The organism is Algoriphagus sp., assembly GCF_029254265.1.
Classification (GTDB): Bacteria; Bacteroidota; Bacteroidia; order Cytophagales; family Cyclobacteriaceae; genus Algoriphagus.
Map to the genome: position 1 here is coordinate 67,332 of NZ_JAQWXX010000040.1, position 22,987 is coordinate 90,318.

At 38.4% G+C, this 22,987-nt stretch carries 15 protein-coding genes; 7 read left to right on the top strand and 8 right to left on the bottom strand.

Annotated elements, in window-relative coordinates; genetic code table 11:
• Nucleotides 1–189 precede the first annotated feature (189 nt).
• From P8O16_RS05510 to P8O16_RS05530, 5 genes are all read right to left on the bottom strand, one after another.
• Complete coding sequence (locus tag P8O16_RS05510) at nt 190–1,665, bottom strand: lipopolysaccharide biosynthesis protein (RefSeq protein ID WP_300311674.1); 1,476 nt, start codon at nt 1,663–1,665, stop codon at nt 190–192.
• A gap of 172 nt (nt 1,666–1,837) precedes the next feature.
• Nucleotides 1,838–3,967: a ferrous iron transport protein B gene (feoB, locus tag P8O16_RS05515; protein ID WP_300311676.1), complete on the bottom strand. Its 2,130-nt coding sequence runs from the start codon at nt 3,965–3,967 to the stop codon at nt 1,838–1,840.
• Between the two features lie 3 nt (nt 3,968–3,970).
• Nucleotides 3,971–4,198 carry a FeoA family protein gene (locus P8O16_RS05520; RefSeq protein ID WP_075350745.1) on the bottom strand — a complete coding sequence of 76 codons (228 nt, stop codon included), beginning with the start codon at nt 4,196–4,198 and terminating at the stop codon, nt 3,971–3,973.
• A gap of 95 nt (nt 4,199–4,293) precedes the next feature.
• Nucleotides 4,294–4,929, bottom strand: coding sequence for a hypothetical protein (locus tag P8O16_RS05525; RefSeq protein ID WP_300311681.1), 636 nt, complete (start codon nt 4,927–4,929; stop codon nt 4,294–4,296).
• A gap of 50 nt (nt 4,930–4,979) precedes the next feature.
• Nucleotides 4,980–7,385, bottom strand: a complete 2,406-nt coding sequence (locus P8O16_RS05530) for a TonB-dependent siderophore receptor (protein ID WP_300311683.1) — start codon at nt 7,383–7,385, stop codon at nt 4,980–4,982.
• Between the two features lie 329 nt (nt 7,386–7,714).
• Between P8O16_RS05530 and P8O16_RS05535 the strand changes: the two genes are divergently transcribed.
• Both P8O16_RS05535 and P8O16_RS05540 read left to right on the top strand, forming a co-directional pair.
• Nucleotides 7,715–12,979 carry a hypothetical protein gene (locus tag P8O16_RS05535; protein ID WP_300311686.1) on the top strand — a complete coding sequence of 1,755 codons (5,265 nt, stop codon included), beginning with the start codon at nt 7,715–7,717 and terminating at the stop codon, nt 12,977–12,979.
• Between the two features lie 29 nt (nt 12,980–13,008).
• Nucleotides 13,009–17,130 carry a hypothetical protein gene (locus P8O16_RS05540; RefSeq protein ID WP_300311688.1) on the top strand — a complete coding sequence of 1,374 codons (4,122 nt, stop codon included), beginning with the start codon at nt 13,009–13,011 and terminating at the stop codon, nt 17,128–17,130.
• A 36-nt stretch (nt 17,131–17,166) separates the two neighbouring features.
• On the opposite strand, the gene P8O16_RS05545 is transcribed toward P8O16_RS05540, so the two are convergent.
• Nucleotides 17,167–18,429 carry an FAD/NAD(P)-binding oxidoreductase gene (locus P8O16_RS05545; RefSeq protein WP_300311690.1) on the bottom strand — a complete coding sequence of 421 codons (1,263 nt, stop codon included), beginning with the start codon at nt 18,427–18,429 and terminating at the stop codon, nt 17,167–17,169.
• A gap of 185 nt (nt 18,430–18,614) precedes the next feature.
• On the opposite strand from P8O16_RS05545, the gene P8O16_RS05550 reads away from it, so the two are divergent.
• Nucleotides 18,615–19,271 carry a Crp/Fnr family transcriptional regulator gene (locus P8O16_RS05550; RefSeq protein ID WP_300311692.1) on the top strand — a complete coding sequence of 219 codons (657 nt, stop codon included), beginning with the start codon at nt 18,615–18,617 and terminating at the stop codon, nt 19,269–19,271.
• Here the strand turns inward: P8O16_RS05550 and P8O16_RS05555 are convergent, their stop codons facing one another.
• On the bottom strand, nt 19,272–20,075 hold the full coding sequence (locus P8O16_RS05555) for a universal stress protein (RefSeq protein WP_300311695.1): 804 nt from the start codon (nt 20,073–20,075) through the stop codon (nt 19,272–19,274).
• A gap of 221 nt (nt 20,076–20,296) precedes the next feature.
• Here P8O16_RS05555 and P8O16_RS05560 point away from each other — a divergent pair, with 221 nt between their 5' ends.
• From P8O16_RS05560 to P8O16_RS05575, 4 genes are all read left to right on the top strand, one after another.
• Nucleotides 20,297–21,103, top strand: a complete 807-nt coding sequence (locus P8O16_RS05560; RefSeq protein ID WP_300311698.1) for a sulfite exporter TauE/SafE family protein — start codon at nt 20,297–20,299, stop codon at nt 21,101–21,103.
• 12 nt (nt 21,104–21,115) lie between these two features.
• Nucleotides 21,116–21,994 (top strand): sterol desaturase family protein, encoded by an 879-nt coding sequence (locus P8O16_RS05565; RefSeq protein WP_300311700.1) that lies wholly within the window; start codon nt 21,116–21,118, stop codon nt 21,992–21,994.
• Nucleotides 21,970–22,224 (top strand): hypothetical protein, encoded by a 255-nt coding sequence (locus P8O16_RS05570; protein ID WP_300311703.1) that lies wholly within the window; start codon nt 21,970–21,972, stop codon nt 22,222–22,224. Before P8O16_RS05565 ends, P8O16_RS05570 begins: the two co-directional genes overlap by 25 nt.
• A 70-nt stretch (nt 22,225–22,294) precedes the next feature.
• Nucleotides 22,295–22,630, top strand: a complete 336-nt coding sequence (locus tag P8O16_RS05575; protein WP_300311706.1) for a rhodanese-like domain-containing protein — start codon at nt 22,295–22,297, stop codon at nt 22,628–22,630.
• Nucleotides 22,631–22,678: 48 nt separating this feature from the next.
• Here the strand turns inward: P8O16_RS05575 and P8O16_RS05580 are convergent, their stop codons facing one another.
• Complete coding sequence (locus P8O16_RS05580) at nt 22,679–22,963, bottom strand: TIGR03643 family protein (protein WP_300311709.1); 285 nt, start codon at nt 22,961–22,963, stop codon at nt 22,679–22,681.
• Nucleotides 22,964–22,987: the final 24 nt, after the last annotated feature.

Below are 22,987 nucleotides of genomic sequence, written 5' to 3' on the forward strand. Positions count from 1 at the left end.
TGTCCGGGTCGTCGACATGTTCAAACTTCACAATTATCAAAATTACCGAGTAAAGCCCTTTCCAAAAACAGGCCTCATCCTTTTCTGATTTCTATCAGAATAAGGACCTCGCTCAAAAAGCAGGATAACAGTGGAAGTTTGCGGTCCCAAGGCAGCTCAAATCTTGTCTTATAGGAGGTTTGTAACACTCTAAGATCCGGACTTTTTTATTCTTTCCTTGATCCATAACCATTCTTCCCTCCCCGCCCTCAAGATCAAGGACCACATTAGGAAGATGGCAAATGTAAAAAATGAAGTGAAAATTAGCTGTTCAAAAGGTGAAGCTTCTAAACTTATAAATCTTGCTGAATTGAAAGTTAATATTCCAACACCTAAAATCTTTAAGGTTTCTTTTGAGAATGGCTCCAATCCTAGTTTTATTTTCAAAAACAGATATTTCACTACATTAAAAAGTAGCATAACAATGGCTGAAGCCCCTGCAGCTCCTTCTATTCCATAAATCGGAATCATTAAATAATTCAGTGCAATGATTAATGCACTCATTGTAATAGTCAGAATTAAATTGAATCGGTAATATTTTGAGAAAACCAAAATCTCACTATTTATTGAGAAAGCAACATCAAATAGTTTTCCCAAACCAATTAAAAACACCACCCATTTTCCCGTGAGGTAAATTTCTTTGTTTGGTACAAAGGAATATATAGCGTCGATATTAGCCCAAATACCAATGAAAAGAAGGATGCAAACGTAAAGTTGTCGATTCGAAACCTGTTTATACAAAACATTGATTTCTGATAGATTATCCTTTGCAAAATGATCAGCCACCACAGGCATCACAACTTGGGAAATTGCTCTTCGAGGGAGTTCGATTACCAAAGCCATGCTAAATGCAATCGTATAAATCGCATTAGCCTCTAGACTAATCATCGAACTTACCATAATGCTATCAATCTTCATGATCAGCGTAGATGCCGCGGTAGCCAGAAATGTAATAAGGCTAAACTGAATAAAAGAACTTCTAAAGCCCTTTGGGAACCTTCCCCATTGAATATCAAATCGAAGTACTTTCAGCCAAATTAAGTATCCCAATACGCCAAAAAGCGAGAATCCATAAACGAAAATCAATCCTTGCATCACTAAGGTGAAATTGATCCACTTCAATAAATACATTCCAACTAGAAGCCCTGTAAGCAAGCGGAGAAAAACTTCCCTAAAGAAAGTGGGTATTGCAATTTTTAAGAAAGATCTACTATAGGAATCTAGGATACTGTTTAGTAGTGCGAAAAGGGTGATTAGGAGAACCACTCCAAGAAAATCAATTACTTCCGGGGAATTAGCTGCAAATAAACCTATGATTTGACTTTTGAAACCCAAGAATAATGTACTGACTACTACAAACCCACCGAGTGCAATCAAAAGGCTGTAACTTAAAAATGCAGACTTATTGTGATCTAATTTTGGAAAATAGCGAGTGATTCCATGACCAACACCGAGTTGAGCGAATGGCACGAATAATAGCCCAAGGTCTTGAATAGTACGAAAAGTCCCTAGTTCTGACGCATCAAGTGCATAGGGATAAAGCCAAAGTACGTTGAAATAGCCTATAACTACGCCTAGATAGGAAAATATGGTGGTTTGGATGCTCTGACTGGCTACTTTGCCCATGAGCTTAAAAGTATTAAAAAATCAGGAATATGGATTGCGAATTTCAGGAATATTAGGGCTTGGCGCATTTATCACAACCGGCTTCAGTTTTGGATTTGAAAAAGAATTTTTTCACCAAATAAGCCAAAGCTGCCAATACTACTAACCCAATAAAAAGTTCCTGTATCATTGTTTAAGATAAAATTTGATAAACCAACAGCGCTGATAGATATGCTAAAGCTGTCATGTATACTGTTTGGATTAACGGCCATTTCCAACCTTTAGTTTCTCGATAGACTACCGCAAGTGTACTCATGCATTGCATAGCAAAAGCATAGAAAATCATTAAAGAAAAAGCTGTGGCTGTGTTATACACTTTTTCACCATCGGGTCTGATCTGCTGATCAAGTTTTTGCCGAATCGTCAAATCGTCCTCTGGATCGCCACCAATACTATATATTGTGGCGATTGTTGATACGAAAACTTCCCTTGCTGCAAAAGAGGCAATAAGAGCAATTCCAATCTTCCAATCGTACCCCAATGGCCTGATGACAGGCTCGATACCTCTACCCATTATTCCGATAAATGAATTTTCTAGCAAGAGGGAAGAAGTTTCAGCATGGATTTGATCTTCCATTTCCGGGCTTGTTGCCAATGCAAGTTTTTGTTCTCCGGCTGTTCGGATTTCATCCATTCTGGAAGGTGGACCATATAAAGCCAAAACCCATAAAATCACAGATATCGCTAAAATCACTTTTCCTGCTTCCATCACAAACGTTCTGGACTTATTATACATGGTCAGAATCACATCCCACCACCTTGGAGATCGATAGGATGGAAGTTCAACCATAAGAAAACTTTTCTCAGTGGTTTTTAAAATGTTTTTTAGTAAAAATGCCGTACCGAGTACACCAATTATTCCTAGAAAATATAAGCCAAGTAAGGTTAGAGCCTGAAGGTTGACGAAGGCAATGGTTTTATTTGGTACCACCAGACCTATCAAAATGACGTAAACCGGTAATCTTGCAGAGCAACTCATTAATGGAGTTACCATAATGGTAATTATTTTTTCTTTCCAGTTTCCAATATTTCGGGCTGCCATAACTCCTGGTATCGCACAAGCAACACCTGAAACTAAGGGTACGACACTCTTACCATGCAAGCCAAAAGGTCTCATCCAACGATCCATCAAGAATACTACTCTAGACATGTATCCTGTATCTTCCAGAATTGCCAAAAAGCCAAACAACATGGCTATTTGCGGAATAAAAATAACTACTCCACCAATCCCTGGGATAATCCCTTCAGAAATCAAACTGCTGATCGGGCCAGAAGGAAGCAGATCAGATACTTTACCTGATAATTCAGCAAAAAATCCATCAATCAAATCCATTGGAACTGATGCCCATGCAAAAATTGCTTGGAACATAATTAGTAGGATAGCAGCAAAGATTACATAACCCAGAACTGGATGAAGAAAAATACCGTCAAGACCGGATTTCTCATTCTTTGGTTGAGACTCTTTCACCACAGCCAGATCTACGATTTTGGTTATTTTTCGATAGCGGATTTTAGTTTCCTCAAGTTGAGCTGCTGCAAGATCGAAATTGATCTCTTCAAGCTTTGACTTAATCCAATCTCTATCTGCCTGTGCAATAACTTTATCAATCCTTCCAAATCGAAGCATTTGGTAAGCTTGATAATTGTTGCTCATATTGAATTTACGCTTGACTTCTTCCAAAAGGGTAATTGGAACTACTTCCTCTATTGCCAAAAAACTACCCTTTTTGCTAAAATTCCGGGTGTGGATTAATTCTCGAATTTGGTCAAGCCCCTTTTCTCCTCTGGCGTCTGTACTCAAAATAGGAACGCCAAGTGCCTTGAAAATTTCAAAAGTCCGAATTGAAATATTTCTTTTGGTTGCTAAATCAGCCATATTTAAGACGATGGCAAGGTTTAATCCAAGGTCAATTAGTTGAGTTGCCAAAAAGAGTCCTCTGGACAATTGACTAGAGTTAATGACCATTAGAACATATTCAGGCTTTTCTGTTTCGCTCAATTGATTTAGTACCCTATGAGCGATGACTTCATCCTCAGAATTTGGATATAAACTATAGGTTCCAGGTAAATCGATGATTTCATAGGTGCTTCCCTGATAACTCATCGTTCCGACTTTTTTGTCCACAGTGACTCCTGGATAGTTCCCTATTTTCTGATTGAGCCCTGTCAGTTGATTGAAAATAGTTGATTTACCCACGTTTGGATTGCCAATTATAGCAATCTTTGGAGTCTTTGTGATGGAGATCATGGTGGGTACAGTCATTAATCAGAGCAATTGCACTTCTATTAGAGAGGCCTCATTTTTGCGAAGTGCCAAAATAGTCTCATCTAATTTAAAAGCCATAGGTCCTCCCATTGGGGCGGAAAATTTTAAGGTGATCTCTTTACCGGGGAGAAATCCCAACTCCATTAAGTTGATTTTTAATGGTGAATCAATTATTTCTTTAATTACAGCCGTTTGGGTGACAGGAATTTGGTCTGCAGTTTTCAACATAAGAAGATCAAGCCGTATAGCGAATGCAAAAATAACATTATTTGGAATGAATCTAAAGAAAAATAAAGAAGATTTTTATCAGCTTTTCAAATGATTTAGAATTCCCTTATTGCAAAAACTTCGTTGCTGAGATTAAACTCCTTGTTATTGGTGAAAAATATTCGAATACTAAATTCCAGAACTATCTCTTTACCTGGGTTTTCCTTCCAACCAAGCTTAAAAAGATCATCTCTGTACACTTCAAGAGGGGCTTTGAAAAAGACTTCAAATGGGCTTGTGTTTTCGGTAAAAAAATAATTAATCTCAAAAAAATCAGTGATATCGTCACCTACCTCAAGTATTCTACCGTCACCTAGTATCACTTCTTTGGAGTTTAAAATTTGAATTCCTGTCATCAAGTCTTTTGATTTCGGGCTTTCAGGACTACAGGCATATGCTACTCCTAGCGAACCAAGGTCATTTTTCTCATTATTGTAAGATAGTGTTTGGGTATCAAGTATTCGGAAAGCTTTAAATATATCTCTATAAGGAAGGGGAGTGCCAGGGTTGACTCGCTGTCCAGCTTTAGTAAGCGAAAGAGTTTCGAATGAAAGAATTGTAAAGTCCTTTACCTCAAATCTAGGACCGCAGCCACATGGATCACTGCAAATGACACCACAGCCTATCGGAATTAGAGTTATTAAGGTTAATACTCCAATTGTTACTATCGATTTTTTAATACTATTCTTCATCATTTTATTAACTCCTTTAAATTAACTGTCTAAAGAAATTTTGGTTTAACCTAAAAGGAGGCTTTAATCGAAAAGCTAAAATTTCTCCCAGGAGCAGCAAGCCCTGAACTATAAGATTGATACCTTTTGTCCCATATGTTTTCGACTCCAGCCATAAACTGAAGGGCAGGAAAGAGTTGGTATGTAGTATTCAAATTAAAAATAGTCCAACTTGGAGCATAAGGATTTCCATTTTCATCTTTGGCATAGATTTGGGGTTTTCCTTGTTCTTCAAGAGGCAGTTCAGAAAAGGAAACCTTAGCACTGTACTGACTAGTAAGCTCTATTTTGAGATCCTTTTTAGAAAAAGTCAATCTACTCAAGCCGAAAGCTGGGGCAGCATGTCTAGATGGACTTTTACTACCATCATCTAATTCCTCAGTACCATTTTGCCAGTTATAACGAGATGTAATTAAGAAATATTTAGAAATGGCAAGTTCAAAACCTGCCTGTACTCCATAAACCTTTGCAGAGGCAGCATTTTGAATTTCGAAAACTTGGCTGGGCTCTCCGTCATAATCAATTATCGATTCTCCATTAAGTGTGAATGGCCTTCTCACCATTGCATCTCGGAGGAGGGTGTAGTATCCGCTTAAGTCAAATTTGAATCGTTGAAAATGCTTATTCAGATTTAGTTCTGCATTGTAGGCATATTCTGGTTTGAGCTCTGGATTGGGAACCAAAACAGCACCAGGGGCAGAATCGAAGATTTTTCCCACATCATCCACATTTGGCGCTCGGAACCCTGTCGATAGGGTCGGGGAGATGGAAAAGGATTGTTCAGGCTGTATCACCAATCCAAAACTACCGGTAAGAGCGCCGAAGTTATTTTCACTCGTTGAAAAGGGTAAAGGATAGAATGTATTGTTATTTGAAAAATCTGCACTTAGACTTGTAAAATTATACCGAAGTCCTGTCTGCATCTTCACTTTTTCTGACAGGGTAGCATGGTAGGTCGAATAGATTCCAGCAGAAAACCAATCTGAATTGGGATACCTGCTTGTTGTAGGCTCAGTCGTCCCATTACCAATGTTTTCGGTAATTCCTTCCGAGTTGACACGATTGAAGACCAGTTCAGCTCCGTAACTCAAAAAGCTTTCATTTTTAATGGTTTTCAAGAAATCAGCATTAACGGAATATGCGTTAACCTTTTCAGTTCGGGTATTCTGATTTTGATTTCCAAATCGCCGGTCAATCCGACTCTCCTCGAAGTATTGCTGTGCGATTTTGACCTTCATCTGGTTGAAGAATTTTGAATTGCTTTCCCTGATGATTCCCAAATTATTCATAAGCCAAACTTGAGGACCATAAGACCAAACAGCAAATTTCAATTTATTCCCATTTTGCTCGATCAATCTGTCGTATCGAGGAATATTGCTAGACTTACTGAAGTGAAAACCATAGCTTAAGACCGTTTTTTCATTTGCCTTAAATTTTATTTTCTGCATCAAATTATACTGTTCATATCCGCTCGTTACCTGAACTTTCGGATTCGAATTTTGGATCATCACGTCCAATCCATTTTCTAAACCTGCATAATTTGGTCGTAAATAATCAGAAGGTCCATTACTACCCATTTTCAAATCTCCGTATTCAAATTTTGAAAAACTGGATAAAAATGCCCATCGTTTGGTGGAGTACCTCAAATCAGCATGAATTGTTGCCTCGTTATTTGCTGAAGCAAATCGTGAAATCACATTGGCAGACCAATTCTTTTCTCCATTAGCAAAACTAGGATCGAGTGTTTCAAATGACATTACCCCTCCAATTGCATCGCTACCATACATGACTGAACCCGGTCCAAAAAGAACTTCAGTAGTCGAAATTGCAAAAGGATCCAAAGAAATTACATTATGAAGATTGCCACTTCGAAAAATTGCAGTATTCATTCTGACCCCATCCACAGCATATAAGAGCCGATTTGCAGAAAATCCACGGATCATTGGACTACCTCCTCCCTGTTGACTTTTCTGAACGAAAACTTCACCACTATTTCCAAGCCAATCTGCGGTATTAGCCGGGTTACGAATTAGGATGTTCTTGGATGAAAAAACAGAAATCTTGGTAGGTACATCAGTACTGCTTTGACTCCATCTTGATGCGGAAACTACTGCAGGTTCTAAACTCATCAAATCAGGATTCATTTTTATCAGAAATTCATTTTTTTCCAGTTCTTCAAACGTCAATTTTAATGAACTGAATCCTAATAGTTGAAAATTCAAAATTTTACTTTTGTCAAAAATCCCCAAATCTGCAATTCCTTCATTATTCGTCAGAATGGAATTTCCCGGAGCATAGGAATAAATCATCACACCCGGAAGCGGTAAATTGCTATCAGACTCTATGATTTTCACTTGTTGAGAAAACGCAAAAGCATAGAAAAAGAAGGCTATTACAGAAAGAAATACTGATTTCATAAATCGTAAAAGAGCTAATTCAGAATCGAAGTTAAATGGATATAATTTATTTTGAGTTGGACATTTGTATAAATGGTTTTTAACATTTCAAGTTTTCTTGAACTTTAAGATTATTAAGGACTTTTTTCATTAAACTTTTTGGTTTCAAAATAAATCTTAAATAATAGATTTTCAATTATTTATAATGAATTATTATTGGGATTTATGTAGAAAAAATCATAGCTTACTAATGCTTTTTTTCAATCCAAAATTGGTGCTGTTGAATTTTTATTGTCGGGTAGAATCTGGTTTTCTGTTGGGAGAAAGCTCCACTATAAATTTTTTTTACCATGGAAAAAGACTTATTACAAGATTTATTAGCTGAGATTTTTGGTCAGTTAGAAGGAGCGAATCCAAAAGAAGTTTCAGCTATTAAAGAAGGAATGCCTCTGGTAGCCCAGGCAATGAAATTCCAATCAGCTGAAGAATCTCAATCCGAAAAGCTAAGCATCCAATCAGCAGATTTCTTTTTTAGGGAAAGGATGAGTAAGCCGAGACAAATTGAGCTTGAGAAAGTAGTCAAGGAAGCTGTAAAAGTCCAAGAGAAAGAGCCAAATACTAAGGTTTTTGTTAGAGAGATTCCCATTAGGACTAGTCAGATCAAATCCAGTGTCCCGGCCTGGGCTGTGGGAGCAAAAGTGGATAAAACAATAGGCCCGATCACAAGGGTGGATGGACTTCAAGTTTTCTTGGATGTTTACCGAGTTGAGAAATTGATAGCTCTTCGAAAGCAGAATACCAATGAACCATTTATTCTATTTAAATCAAGCTTTACCAAACCCAGATTTCAGACTTTAAATGCTCCACCAATTGAGGTGTTAGATTCTTACAAAGTACTTTCGGGTACTGTTTGGGTTCAAGTGAAGTTATTTGATTCCTCTGCACCAAGCGATCGGTATTTTGGATTGAAGGTAAAAGGTGGGCAGATTGACTTGACTGCAGCACCAGTGGCTCAAGGTTCCAATTTAGTTCTCGGCGCAACTACTCAAGTTAACGTTAATTTAGAATTGGATTCACCATCTATAAAAGGGTCTAAGAGCAAAAAGAAATATGGATCGGATGCAGCCGATCTTTCGCTGCAATTGCCTGATAAATTAAGATTTCGCTTCAGAGGGAATGGGGTAGGACAAATTCAAGCTTCAGGAAATGCCAAGTGGGAAGTATACGGGGAAAAAGGGGCTTTCCAATTTGCAAACAAGCAACCCGTTTTTAATAGTCAACTAAATCGTTTTTGTATTCCTTTTAATTATTCAAAAGGGGATTTTGAACCGCTGAGTTTCTCCGGGAAGTATTTTTCCATGGAAGGAAAGTCATCAATTAAGGCTAGTTTTTGGGCAATTCCCGCTGGGGCAATTGATACCAATGCGCCACTCGAAGCTGCTGGTATTGGAGGAATGGTTCAGCATTGGGAGCCAGGTATTAGTTGTAATTGGAAAGGTTTAAAGGGAGGATCACTTCCGATCAATGAGAGTTTGTTTTTGGTGGAAGAAGGTAGAATTGCTATTACCTCCTTGGATTCTGGGAATGCAGGGATCTCTCAGGATTTTGATCATTGGAAAGACGCTCAAAATCCATATGGGACTTCAGTGAACCTAAAATATACTGGTCAAAATCTTTTCTTGTACAATTGTGTTTCTTCAGGAACTGAACTTGTGATTTCTCAGGCTGATGCTGTACTGTCCGTGGATAGACCAAAGCAGGTAAACGGTCATGCAGTTTCAGTAAAAACAAAGAAATCATTGGTCCTCTTGGGAGGAGGGGAGCTTCAAAATTTATTTTATCTGATTGATGATAATATTCTGTGGGATAATAAATTACCATTTGATAAAGTTCCGAAGTTTAAATCTCTCGCTCTTGCACTAGAAAATGCACTCTTTACCGTTTCTCCTGTAAACGGAGCGATGATTTTTGGAAAGTGTGACGATGCTTGGGAAAAGATCACACAAAGTCAGACGTATTTGGTATTTGGGATGATATCCTATTTGCCAACTCTTCCCGATCCTTATTTAGCTAACCTTGGGATTTTAAACAGATTTATAGGCAAACAAACAGGTGAGCTTACTAGTATCAAAAGCTGGTTGATTTGCCGAATAATTCAAAAGCCAATCGAAGATAAAGACGATGAGGTTTCTGTTTCTTTTCATTTTGGACCACAGAATCTCAATCAATCAAATCAAAATGCCGTAGCTAACAATCTCGCTGCCGAATCTCCGGTCAATCGGATAAAAAGCACCACAAAGTCAGCATTTAGGAAAGATGTTCCTGATTATGAAACAGCATATAACCAAGCAGTCAGTCCTATTGGAAATGATTATTTTACTCTTTTAGATGTAAGTTCCAATGCAAACCAAATAGGAGTTAGCTATGGAGGTAACCCTGGTTTTTCTAGCCCAAGAAAGATTACTGCGACAGTTACCCATGTTTCAGAGTCAGAAGCAGTGGTTTCGGGAAATACTAGTGAGACTTTACTAGTCGATGGAATGGAGGTAAAAGTTCCTGGCTACATGGCTAGGATATTTTTGCTTCCGCAAGTAGCTTGGGAACCAGTACAAAATCTCACTCCACCACCTCCTCCGGAACAAGCTGGTCCTATGGATCCACCTGCTTATTTCAATTATTATCCAAATGATGGAGGTCCTTCTCGGCTTTTGAATAGTAATTCTAATCCTGTAACGCTGGCTCCGATTCCCTTGACATCCTTCGTTTTGGAGAATTTCAAACTCCTTAAAACCGAAGTGATAGCACAATTTACTTTGCCATTCGGGCTAAAAGCAGTAGCTCAACTTAGTCAAAGTGCTCCTTATAATCAGCTGAAACCTAAACTCGAAAATATACGGCCAAATTTCCCTAATGATTTAACAGGAGGAATACAGCTGAGGGCAATAGGGGGAGATGCAGGTAAAAAGATTCCAGATAAAGTTGGCATGGATGATTTCCCAATGTTTGATGGGTTTACTTTTCAAATAAATAATGTCTTAAACATTATTGGAGCACCGTCGGGGGCAAGTACACTGGGAGATCATGTGACAAAAATTTTTAATGGTGAGTTTTCAACTATCAATGGAGATCCAAAAGGTGTACCTGTTGTAAGTATTGATTTTTCAGGATATGGAGCTAGTACTTTCAGCAATTGGTTAAGCCCTTCAGCAGCAATTGCAAGTACGAGTCAAGCAAGGTTTGATATTATGCTCGGCCGAACAGGGCATGAGGTTATTCAGGTAAAAAGTTTGGTTTATCCTTGGGGGATTCGCGTGGTCAGAACAATCACATTATTCAGAACCAGTTCGGGCTACGTTTATCGAGTTGATAGTGGCTGGCAGCCGGAGAGCGACGGCAGGTTTGATTTTACATATAGTTTTGTAAGAGGAGCAAATTCAGTAGAGGTGGTACCTTACAAAATTCACCCAGGTACCTTAAGAGGTTTGTATAATATCAGAAATATTACTGAAGATGCTTCAATCGGTGAATTTGAACGAACTGATTTGGTAAAAAAGGGCGAAAAATACATCGATATATTGGGTGTGGAACAGACATGGAATGATACAACTCCAAAAGAAATCAAGATCATTTGTGCTCCGGTTTTTTTTGATGCAGATGTAGAACTTGAAAACCTTGTTCAGGGCCATAAAAATAATCGAACTCCTGCCAAGAAAATTCTTGGATACGTTCAGCTATCTCCAACCGGATTCACACTTACTCCTGAGCGATTCAAGGAACTTATAAATCTTCAGGGTGGCTCGCTTGGAGGAGATATTGACTGCGTAATGGATGTGAACAAGTCTGGACAATTGATGCGAATTTCAAGGTTTGATTTCTCCAATTCAGTTGCAACAAATGGATCAGATCCCATTTTTGTAGCTTCTGCAAGAGGAAGTGTACTACTACCCAAAACTGGTAGCTGGACCACCGTTCAGCACCAAATTGCTAGTGGTGAAGTTTCACCTTTGCCTCCTCATATTCCTGTGCCACTAATTCGAATCGGAGAATGGGATCAGGCTACAGTGGTTAAGGATTCAGATGTAAACAGTCAATTGCTTCGATTGGCAAATCCAACTGAGTTATTAAGAGCTCCAAATACAAATACCATAAACTACGGATTACTTCAGACCACTTCAACTCAAAAAGCACTTGTTCTTACACCGTCTTTTGCGAAAGGGAATAGCAAGCTGCTCAGTAAAACTCCACTACTTTATGCGGATGCTTATCGTTTGATGTCAGGAAACGGGATTTTCCCAAATATCGGAAATGCAATTGACGACTTTGGGAAGGCAGTGGCATTAACAGACGGGTTGAAAGAAGGGCAAAATGTATCAAGTTCAATCTTTAAAGAGAATCCGACTTTTGTAGATGGAGGGGTGAAGGTTTTAGAACTGCTAGCTATCCTTTCCGAAAAACAAGGAGATTCTTTGGTTGATTCCGGATTCAAGTTGATAGCTGACAAAACAAATAGCCTAGCTGAAAAAGCTTTGGCATTTGATATGCCTCCTTGGGAAGTGGTTTTGGTAGAGATGGAATCTTTGAAAATCTACATAGATTATAAAACTCAGAAGAGTAAGTCTTCTGGAACATATGTAGACAGCAAGTTGAATTTTGATATCAACTCTTTTGCAAATGATGCCGCTGAAACTTGGAAAAATCGGCTCAATAATATTGCTATGGTGGTTGACTTGGGGTCATTCAAAAGATTGATGACAATCAAAGGGAATTTTGACTCTAATAAAGGTTCGGAATCAAGCTATAAAGGAGGCCCTGATTCTAATTTCCCTAGTATCGGCTATCCTTCTCCCGAAATCGAGTTTAGCGATGCGCTCCAACCTGTCATAGACCTATTGCAGATGTTGATGTCCTTAAGTCAGGGGAAATATGCAGATGTAATGAAGAAAGGACTTCAGATTGCCATGAGTAATGCAGGAGAAATCTGGGAATACAAATTTGAAGCCTCCAAGGAAATCCCGCTGGTCAGGTTCCCACCTGAAGAAAATCTCTACAATAATCCTACTACTCCTCTAAAATTAGAAGCTGGCTTAGAGTTGGGCGTTTATTTCAATGCTGCTTTAAAGGTGACTGACGATCCAAAGCAATTGCTTCCGACAGCGGGAGCATATATTCAATTCAATGGAGGATTGGAGGTCATGTGTGTGACTGTTGGTGGAGCAACCGTTTTTGCAGTAGGTGAAGTCGTACTCAAAGTTGCTTGTGATACGAAGATCGGACCTAGTCTATTGATGCGATTTGGGTTTGGGGCTTCAATAGCTGTTGGTCTACCGGTTGTAGGTAATGTTTCTGTTACCTATATCGTAGGTTGTGAGCTCTATGCGGATCTTACTCAAATAAGTGTCACGGCTTACATGCTATTCAAAGGTCGGGCTAGCCTAGTTGGAGGGTTGGTTTCGGTGACGATATACATTGAAGCCAGCGGCACAATCACTAGGCTTATTGCTGAGGATCGAACTGAGTGCACTGCTTCAGTGACGTTTGGAATTGAGATCAGCATATGCTTTGTAATCAATATTGATTTTGAGGAGACTTGGGAAGAGTCCAGACAGATCGCTTAATTATTACTTTTCACTTTACCATTTTTATCATGGAAAAAAACAGATTAATCACGCTCATGACGCTTCCCCAACATTTTGATGGGGAAAATCTCACGGTTCATATAGTCGTTATACCAAGAAATGCCAATCCTTTTCAAGATTGGAATACCGGACTCCCTAACCCTTCCAAAGTAATGGGGTTTGCTGATTTTCAGCCTGAATTCTCCTTGGCAATAGTGAAAGGAACTGAAGATTTTCCAGTGGAGAATACTACGAACCCTGCTAGAAAACCTCTTTTTGTGCCGGTGGAAGTAAAAAAAGCTGAAAAAAAGGGGATTCTTTTAAAGCAAATTTCAGAAAGCTTTCCGGTTCCTGTCACTGACACTTCAGACAAGCTTCAGGCTCCGATTCCAGTTGAAAAAAGCGTAAAAAAATACCTCCCAAGTTCCTATAGAAATAGTTTTAATTTCACGCAGCCTCGGCACCCTAATGGAGTGACTGATGATAGCTACGAATGTGCAATCAGGGAAAAACTTCCACTTCAACCAGTTACTCCAAAGGAAAAAGTAAGTTGGGGAAAAGTCTTTGCGCAAATTCTCAAGCAGCCTTTGTTGGCAGAAGCATGTGGGATGATTTATAAGGTAACTCTTCCAGTTAAGCCGGATTGGTTTAAAAATGGTGGGTACCTTTTTGCTAAAATCACCAATGATCCATATGCTGACGTACAATTTAAGCAGATAACTTCACCAAATGGTCAGCTGGTAAAGCAATATGCAGCCCGAATTCCTGAATTGGATTCAAAAAAACCAAGGGTTGTATTTGCACCAGTATTATTCCCAGTTTTGGTGATTAAGGCACCTTCTACTACACCTACAATTCCTTTGGGGCCATGGGACGAATTATTTCAAGAAGCGAATACTTATGATGATGGTTTTGCCAAGATTGTACATGCCAATCAACCCATTAGCGGGAATATGCTTAAGGAAAGCTCCGACGGATTTCATCCTCAAAAAGAAACCGGGATTCGCTGTGGTTGGGATGATGAGCAGATATTGATCTGGTATATCCGCCAACTCACCGAAAACCCAGCTGCATCAGGATCAGGAGAGCGAGTAGATTCTGCGCTTAGTGTCATAGGTTACCATCTTGATGTCAAAGAGTCTAGCTCAGGAAGTGTTTGGGAAAGTTTGAATGAGGTTGAGATTTCAAATACCCACTCGATGGCGGCTTTTTTACCAGGCAAAACAACAGAGATTCCTTATCAAGTTTATCCCACCAAAATCAATGGTCCGGCTGGAGCAAATTATTGGTTGCCCATGTATTATGCCTATTGGCTTGGTAAAAGTCTGGTTACCGAAGACCAAGATGCCCTTCAGATTTATAAAAATGATCAAGACAATGGCGCATTGATTGGAGGTCCTGAAAACAGGAAAGTCGAAATGAATTCAACTCTTAAACCAAAGCCCTTAAAAACAATTTTAAGGTATGGACAAAGTTATGACTTTAGAATTCGTCTTACAGACATTAGTGGTGGAGGACCCAAAATCGAAGATTTTCCCTTAAACCCAGCTCCAAGCGCGGCTACTTCGGTTTCTTTTAAAAGATTTGTAAATCCTGGAATGTTGCGAATTGTAAAACCTGGACATTTATTGAATCAGACAGGAGAGTATTTTAATTCTACCGATTTGGATGAAACGCAGTTTTCAGCAAATCCAGAAATCGTGGTGGAGCGACCGTTATTGGAATATCCAGCAGTTTTTTTTACAATGAAGTATCAAAAGATAGGAATTGATCCTATCGCTGAATTGAAAAGTTTAAGTTTTTCGAATAATTCCTTAAAACCTGCATTGCCCGATCCAGATGTCAGGGAAGTATTCATTAGAGTAGAGGTAAAATCTTTGCGAATGGATACTTCGCTCAGTCAGTCAGGAAAGGATTCTTTCATCACACTATACCAAACCAAAAGATCTTTCGGAGAGTCATTTGATTCTAATTTGACAATTCCGGTTGAGTTTATTGATGTGCCAGTATTAAATCTTGGTGAGGAAGCCAATCCTTTTTTCATGGCAAATCTCAAAAACTCTGATTTGGATGCAATGGATCAGCTAATAATCCCTACTGGCCGTCATGTCCGCGTGACGATGCGTGCATTTGCATCAACGGAGGAAGATCCAGATGAATATTTTGGATCAATCAGTTCAGATATAGAGTTGGATAGTCGATATGGTAAAACGACACAGCTTCTATTTTATAAGGAACCTCAAAATGAAACTGAGTTATTGGCTCCTTATCAAAATGTACCAGTAGTTCAGGGGGTTTTTCTGAAACCAGACGATGTCCCTACCCGCAAAAGAAACCCTTTTTCCATTCTTTTGAAAAGGGAAACAGAGAGTGGAACTCCAGATGTAGTAAGTAGGCTGGCAGAAGCATTAGGATGTCTTTCTAAAGGACTTACCCTTATTGCTCCAAAAGGTGAAAGAATTGCCTTTGGCTGTAGTTCTCGGATCAGGCACTCACTTGCACCTGATGGAAGTAGTATCACTTTTGCATCTAAAGCTGAGCTTCAAAACCATTGGATAGGAGGAATTAATTACAAAATCCAGCGGGATTGGACTTGGGATAGTTTGGTAAACGATGCTTTCATAATAAGTAAGCGATATAAATTCAGAAGAGATAATGATTCTGAATGGCGAAACCTACATAATGCAGGCGAGGTGGAGTTAAAGCATACTGTATCTTTTGAAGCGCTACAATCGGATCGTTTTGGACGGATTAATCGCGACTACACACGAATTATTTTTCTAGATGCTATTGAGCCAAAGAATGATCTTAAAAGACCAAATGGAGAACTTAGATTCCCTGATGAAGTCTGGGTGGAATACAGAGTTACTCCGAATTTCAAACCAAATCATGCTTCTACTGCCTCCTTGGAATTGGAGCGGTTATCATTGCCAACCGTATTGCCACCATCTCAAATGCCAAAGTTAAAAAGTGTGGGATTGGCTTTTTCTCCTTATGAGCGGACTGAGGATTACAGTTCATCCGAAGTGCGGAGAAGGCATCTTTGGATTGAATTTGAAGAGCCTGTATCAAATCCTGATGACTTGTATTTTTGTCGAGTATTGGCTAACGCTCCAGACCAATTACTTTCTAACAACTCACAGGATCAATTTATTGCTCCAGAGGAGAGTCCTTTGTCTTTGGATCCAGAGCAAACCCGCGTTATAATTCCTGATCAAAGTGATGACTTAGCTGGAATAGGAGCGATGCAACAGATGATGCCTTCATTAGATAGTGATCGTCATTTTATTCTGCCGATCCCTCCTGGAATGCATGCAGAGAGCCCTGAGCTTTTTGGGTTTTTTACTTACGAATTTAGGGTTGGTCATGCTTATTTTGATGATAAGGATGATAACCTTTGGTCAACAGCTCAAGGTCGTTTTGGAAGAGCACTAAGAGTAACAGGTATTCAACATCCTGCTCCAACTTTACTTTGTTCTCTTAATAGGGATTCTGAGCAGATGTATATTTCCGCCCCTTTTGCCAAGGCCGTTTTTAATGGCAAAAATGTCACTGCAAAACCACCTAGAACCAGTCTTTGGGCTGTTTTATATGCCCAGGTTACTCAGGCTGATGGAAAGGATTTTAGAAATATTTTGTTAGGGGAGCGGATTATGAAAATCGGTTTGAAAGTAAAACCTTCCAAAAAAGAGGAAGATAAATTTAAGTCTATAGTGGATGCGGGTTACAAAAATAATATTGTCTCAAAAGTACTGCCCTCTGCTTTAACAAAAAATATAGCTCAACTTGAAATTGGGCATTTGATAGCGACCTTTAAAGAAAATCAGCCTGTGGGTACAGCTATTTTTGAATCTCAAGAGATTGCAAATCGATTAGCAATGTTTGGATTACCAGAAGATAGCCCTTTGAGTGTTTTGGTTGTTGAAGTTTTTGGAAACATAACCAATCTATTTGATCACATGGAGGCATATAAGGATCTGGATGATTCGCAGGTTTTTCATACTATTTTAAAGAAACAAAACTTGCAAGAGATGCCAGAAACGAACTCTCCTGAGGAAATGAGACCGTTAAGCACAAGTTTGGGTCATTTTAGGATACTAAGGACTTCACCACTGACCAAAGTCCCATTCGTTTGTTGTCCGACTTGCTAAAGAAAATGAAAAAGACCGACTTAAGTCGGTCTTTTTTTAGGCTTTGCCTTTTAGCATTAGATTCCAATACATAAATGGTAAACCATATTTTTTTAGCAGCCACATGCTGTATTGTTCTTTGGTAGTATCCACAAATTTTGAAATCAATGGATCGCTATCTCTAACATTATCGTATTTAAATTCAGCTAATAGCATCTTTCCATAACCCGTTACGATAGGACAAGAAGAATAACCTTCATAGGATTCGTGACCTACTTTTCCGGTTTTTATTAATTGAAGTAGATTATCAACCAATACTGGAGCTTGCTTGCGAATAGCAGCACCTGTTTTAGCAGTGGGTAAAGAAGCTACATCTCCGATTGAGAAAATATTTGGAAAGCGCTTGTGTTGCATAGTGTGAATATCGACATCAATCCATCCTTTGCCAGGCCCGTCTTGGATTGATACCAGTGATTCTTGGATAAACTTGGGAGCTGCTTGTGGTGGTGCTAAATGAAGCATGTCGAAATGAACTTTAATTTCCATTGCACCAATTAGCTCTTCACCCAATACATTACCTTCCATTATAGTACAATTACTTTCGCCAGGCTTAGAGTATTGGAAAGTAATTTCTTGCTTTTCTCCATCAATTTTGACTGGAGCATAGAACGGTTTGAAAATTATATTTCTGTCATGAATTATTTTGTTCAATGTCTTTGCGAAGTCAGGTACTCCAAAAATAACAGTACCTGGAGTGGCAAAAAGCACATTGGTTTTGTCTCTAATTCCTTGCTTTCTGAAATAATCCTCGGCCAAATACATGATTTTCTGAGGAGCACCGCCACATTTAATTGGGGTAGTTGGTTGTGTAAATACAGCGTTTCCACCTTTGAAATTTTGTAAGACTTCCCAAGTGTGTTCAGGATTAGTGTAGTTCGAGCAAACAACTCCATTATCCAAAGCCTCTGGCAATCCCGGGAGTAGCTCGGGAGCCATCACCAAACCAGGAACAGGAATCAAATAATCATAAGTAAAAGCACCCGAACTGGCAGTAGTAACTTCGTTTTTTTCAGGATTTATTCCTGTAGCTTTATCCTTAATCCAATCTACTCCTGTAGGAATGTAATCAGCCTCGTCTCGCTCTGTGTCCTTGTAATCAAAAGTTCCTGCACCGACAAGAGTCCAAGCTGGCTGATAGTAATGTTTTTCCGAAGGCTCAATTATCGCCATGTTTAATGATGAATCTTTGCGTTTTAATTGGGCTGCTACAGTAATACCGGCAGTTCCACCACCAATAATCAAAATCTGATAATGTTTCATAGTTAGGTCGGGTTGATTTAATATTCTAATTTAGTCGGAGTATTAAATTGATTTAGTGACATTTATCACCTAAATTCTTTTATTTAAAAGATTTGTTTGAAATATCTATTAATACAAGGCAAATGGGTTTTGATATTTATCCTTAATTTAGAAATTAATTTACTTAAATGAACCATTAGGAATTAATGACCATAGAAGAATTAAAGGCTTATTTGCCAAGTTTTACAGATCCAAGATTACTTCAAGCAATCTTAGACAAAAGTCAATTGATCAAGCTTGAACCAGGGAAGGTATTAATGGAGCCAGGTCAGTTTGTGAAAATGGTTCCCCTTGTATTGGAGGGAGCAATCAAAATAATGCGGATGGATGAGGAGGGAAAAGAACTTTTTTTATACTATCTAGATCCTGGCGAAACATGTGCACTTTCGTTGACATGCTGTTCGGCCTCAAAACCAAGTGAGATTAAGGCTGTTGTGGAAGAAAATACGCTGCTTTTAGCAGTGCCTGTCAAAGTTCATGAGGAATTTTCAGATGAATTCAAGCAGTGGAAAGATTTTGTCTCAACTACTTATCAACGAAGATTTCAGGAGATGTTGGAAGCATTGGATGCAGTGGCTTTTAAGAGAATGGATGAGCGTTTGATGCGCTACATTGTGACCAAGATGAAGCAATTCAAGGCAAACGAATTACATACAACTCATCAGGAAATAGCAACAGAACTGGGAACATCAAGAGAAGTTGTTTCCAGACTTTTAAAGCAACTTGAGAAAAAGAAATGGATCGAATTGGGTAGAAATGTGATTTATATCCGTGATGATTTTGAAGAATTGATTTCCAAATAATCAATTCATTACTAATAGGGGGATGTGTATGTGGTAAGCCATGTTGATTGATTGGCTTCCCTCTATCATTTGTTTCCAGAAATTTTTGTGCTGGTGACACATGATTAAGATAGTCTCTTCATTTATACTTAGAAATGTTTCAATTCCTTCACTTAAGGTGTCAGAATTAATAGTATTTACCTTAGTGTTTTTTTTATCATAAGTGGTTTCAATGTAGTTTTTGAGACCTATTGCTGCCAATTTGTCCTTGAAATTTGGAGTCTTTTGAATATGTAGAAAATTAAGGGGGAGATCCCATTCTTTACTTAATCCAATAGATTTTTGAATTAATGGGATTTCATGGTCAGAAAATTCAAGCGCAAGAGTTAAGTTTAAAATCTGTTCTATCCTTGATTTTTCTGGTACTACTAAAATTGGGATGTTTGACTCTTTGATCAAATTAACTGTGGTACTTCCAATCAGGATTTTTTTCACTCCACTTGCCCCTTTTGTACCCATGACAATTAGATCAACGTTTTTTTCTTCGGCTATTCTGGCTAAAGAAATAGATGCAGTTCCTTCTTTGATTATTTTTATTAGGTGGACCTCATCAGAAGAATAATCTTTGATCAACTTGTTCATCATTGATTCAGCATCTTTGTGCATAGTGTCTAAAGCTATTGCCGCTTGAGAAGCAAAATCATATACAACCTCAATAATATGTACAAGTAGTATTTCTGTTTTCTTTCCTCTTCCAAGCCCTAAAGCAAATTCTAATGCTTTTAAAGAATCTTGTGAGAAATCTATTGGAACGAGAATTTTCATGGGTTTGCAGTTTAGCTTCAAGTAAAGTACAGCATCTGTTAATATATAAAAATGATAAAAGTCACCTCTGGATTAATTTATTTTTGATTTAATATTAAATCCAGAGATTCTTTGTAAAGAAGGATTTTGGACCTCTAATAATTACTTATTGTAACAATTGTCACCACTTTGGTCCATTTACAGATCTACTTTTGTGTAGTCAAATTTGAAAAATTAAAAAAATGGATTACATCGTTCTAATAGGTTTTGCATCTGCAGTTTTAATCGGCGTAAGCCTTGGGCTGATAGGTGGTGGAGGTTCAATCCTCACTGTTCCGGTATTGGTATATATTCTAGGAGTTGAGCCAGTTTTGGCCACTGCATATTCTTTGTTTGTAGTGGGAAGTACTTCTCTGGTTGGTTCATTTACTTTTATGAAAAAAGGTCTGGTCAATTACAAGACCGCATTGGTTTTTGCGATTCCATCTTTCATTGCCGTTTTTCTCACACGAAAATTCTTAGTACCTGCTTTGCCAGATCAGCTGTTTGAATTGGGAACATGGGTGATTTCGAAGAATATTGGAATCATGATTTTCTTTGCATTAATCATGCTGGCTGCATCTTATTCTATGATAAAAGGTGGGGGTAAGAAAGAATCAGATGAAGACTCTGAAGTGAAATTTAATATCCCGCTCATCGCATTGGAAGGCATGGTTGTGGGTGTTATTACAGGGATTGTAGGTGCAGGTGGGGGATTTTTGATTATCCCAGCGCTTGTGCTTTTGGCTAAGCTTCCCATGAAAATGGCGGTAGGAACTTCGTTGTTAATTATCGCAGCTAAATCATTGATTGGATTTTTAGGTGATGTAAGTAGTCAAACCATTGACTGGAAGATGCTGTTAATATTCACAGGACTCTCTATTGTTGGGATTTTTATTGGCAGTACACTCTCCAAACGAATCAATGAGAAGGCTTTGAAAAAGGGTTTTGGATGGTTTGTTCTGATAATGGGAATCTATATCATCAGTAAAGAGTTATTATCTCTTTAAAAGAAATGAGCTTTGAATAAATACATAAAAATTGCACTGGATGGATATTATGGTTATTGGGATTATCTGAAAACCGAAATACTCCATCCTTCTTGGCATAGCTACTTTTGGTGGCTGATAGGATTATCTGTTGTAGTTTGGGGATTAGAGTTGATATTTCCTTGGCGCGAACGAAAATCAGCCTTTAGAAAGGATTTTTGGTTGGATGCATTCTATATGTTTTTCAACTTTTTCCTTTTTTCACTTATAATTTATAATTCGCTCTCAAATGTTTTTGTGGCTGCATTTAATGATTTCTTAGCTTCGTTTGGAATAAGGAATCTTGTTGCAATAGAAGTAAATAGCTGGCCGATCTGGGGTCAATTTCTGCTAATGTTTGTAATTGCAGATTTTATCCAGTGGAATGTACATCGATTACTTCATAGTAGCCCTTGGCTTTGGGAGTTTCATAAAGTTCATCATTCGGTTGAGGAAATGGGTTTTGCAGCTCACCTAAGATATCATTGGATGGAGACGATTATTTATAAATCAATCCAATATATTCCTTTGTCAATGATTGGATTTGGGCTGGATGATTTCTTTGTATTGCATATTTTCACGATAGCAATCGGGCATCTCAATCATGCCAATATTAAGCTCACTTATGGGCCTTTAAAATACATTTTGAATAATCCGGTAATGCATACTTGGCATCATGCCAAGCATCTCCCCGAAGGAAGTCATGGTGTGAATTATGGCATTACCCTCAGTCTTTGGGATTACTTATTTGGCACTGCATACGTTCCTAATTCGGGAAAAAATGAGCCCCTTGGGTTTGAAAAAATTGAAGAATTTCCACAAACCTTTTGGTCACAAATCACCTATCCATGGTCAACAAAGAAACAAAAATAGCTAAGAATCCTCTGAATAATTGGGGTTTAGTGTTGATCATGTGTGCATGGTTAGGCTTAGCCCCCTTTTTTCCAGAACCACATATCTGGGGCAAAATCAAATGGGTCGCAGGTGGAGCCAATGGGATGAAATTAATTGACTGGGGAGATCTTCTTCTTCATGGTTTTCCATGGATTTTATTAGGTCGGCTCATTATTCTTAAGTTCAAGCCTAGTGAAGTAAAGTCTTGATTAGGTGACTTTTATTACTGTAAAAAAGCTTTTGTTCAATTAATTTTGTGTAAATAAAAATTCAAAAGCCATGTTAAATTTCTTCAAAACAACCCCGAAAAATTACCAAGATATTCCTTCAGGTGAATTTCATGATCTGATGATCCAACCGAATACTGTAATTATTGATGTCAGATCGGCAGGTGAATTTGCTGGTGGAAAAATAAGAGGCGCCAGAAATCTTGATATTATGTCAAGTGATTTCTCAAACCAAGTGAAGAATTTGCCAAAAGATAAAACGTATTTAGTTTATTGTCGAAGTGGTAATAGAAGTGGTCAAGCCTGCGAAATCATGGGTGATTTAGGCTTTGAAAAAGTAAAAAATCTCAAAGGCGGAATAATGAGTTGGCCTTTTGAAACAGTCTAAAAACATAGCATAGTTTATAACTCAAGCGGGCCTATTGGTCCGCTTTTTTTATCGCTTAGAAATTTTATTCAGAGCAATTCCACGTTGCATTCGTGATTTAAAAGTGTCCATTTCTTCAGGACTTTTATGTCTGTGTTTCGTTTTCCTTCCTTGAACCCGGGCTCTCCACATTTTGAATGAACTCTCTTTCATGTTTTTGCGCATGAGTTGAATTACTTGAGACTCATTGATCCCAAATTGCACTTCAATCGCGTCGAAAGGAGTCCTGTCTTCCCAAGCCATTTCTACAATCCGATCTATTTCCTCAATCGATAATGCTTTAAGTATTTTCATAATATCAAAACTTTGATTGGGATC

Coding starts and splice junctions, on each gene's coding strand:
- P8O16_RS05510 (WP_300311674.1), bottom strand. CDS start 1,665: ATGGGCAAAGTAGCCAGTCAGAGCATCCAAACCACCATATTTTCCTAT.
- feoB (WP_300311676.1), bottom strand. CDS start 3,967: ATGACTGTACCCACCATGATCTCCATCACAAAGACTCCAAAGATTGCT.
- P8O16_RS05520 (WP_075350745.1), bottom strand. CDS start 4,198: ATGTTGAAAACTGCAGACCAAATTCCTGTCACCCAAACGGCTGTAATT.
- P8O16_RS05525 (WP_300311681.1), bottom strand. CDS start 4,929: ATGAAGAATAGTATTAAAAAATCGATAGTAACAATTGGAGTATTAACC.
- P8O16_RS05530 (WP_300311683.1), bottom strand. CDS start 7,385: ATGAAATCAGTATTTCTTTCTGTAATAGCCTTCTTTTTCTATGCTTTT.
- P8O16_RS05535 (WP_300311686.1), top strand. CDS start 7,715: ATGGAAAAAGACTTATTACAAGATTTATTAGCTGAGATTTTTGGTCAG.
- P8O16_RS05540 (WP_300311688.1), top strand. CDS start 13,009: ATGGAAAAAAACAGATTAATCACGCTCATGACGCTTCCCCAACATTTT.
- P8O16_RS05545 (WP_300311690.1), bottom strand. CDS start 18,429: ATGAAACATTATCAGATTTTGATTATTGGTGGTGGAACTGCCGGTATT.
- P8O16_RS05550 (WP_300311692.1), top strand. CDS start 18,615: ATGACCATAGAAGAATTAAAGGCTTATTTGCCAAGTTTTACAGATCCA.
- P8O16_RS05555 (WP_300311695.1), bottom strand. CDS start 20,075: ATGAAAATTCTCGTTCCAATAGATTTCTCACAAGATTCTTTAAAAGCA.
- P8O16_RS05560 (WP_300311698.1), top strand. CDS start 20,297: ATGGATTACATCGTTCTAATAGGTTTTGCATCTGCAGTTTTAATCGGC.
- P8O16_RS05570 (WP_300311703.1), top strand. CDS start 21,970: ATGGTCAACAAAGAAACAAAAATAGCTAAGAATCCTCTGAATAATTGG.
- P8O16_RS05575 (WP_300311706.1), top strand. CDS start 22,295: ATGTTAAATTTCTTCAAAACAACCCCGAAAAATTACCAAGATATTCCT.
- P8O16_RS05580 (WP_300311709.1), bottom strand. CDS start 22,963: ATGAAAATACTTAAAGCATTATCGATTGAGGAAATAGATCGGATTGTA.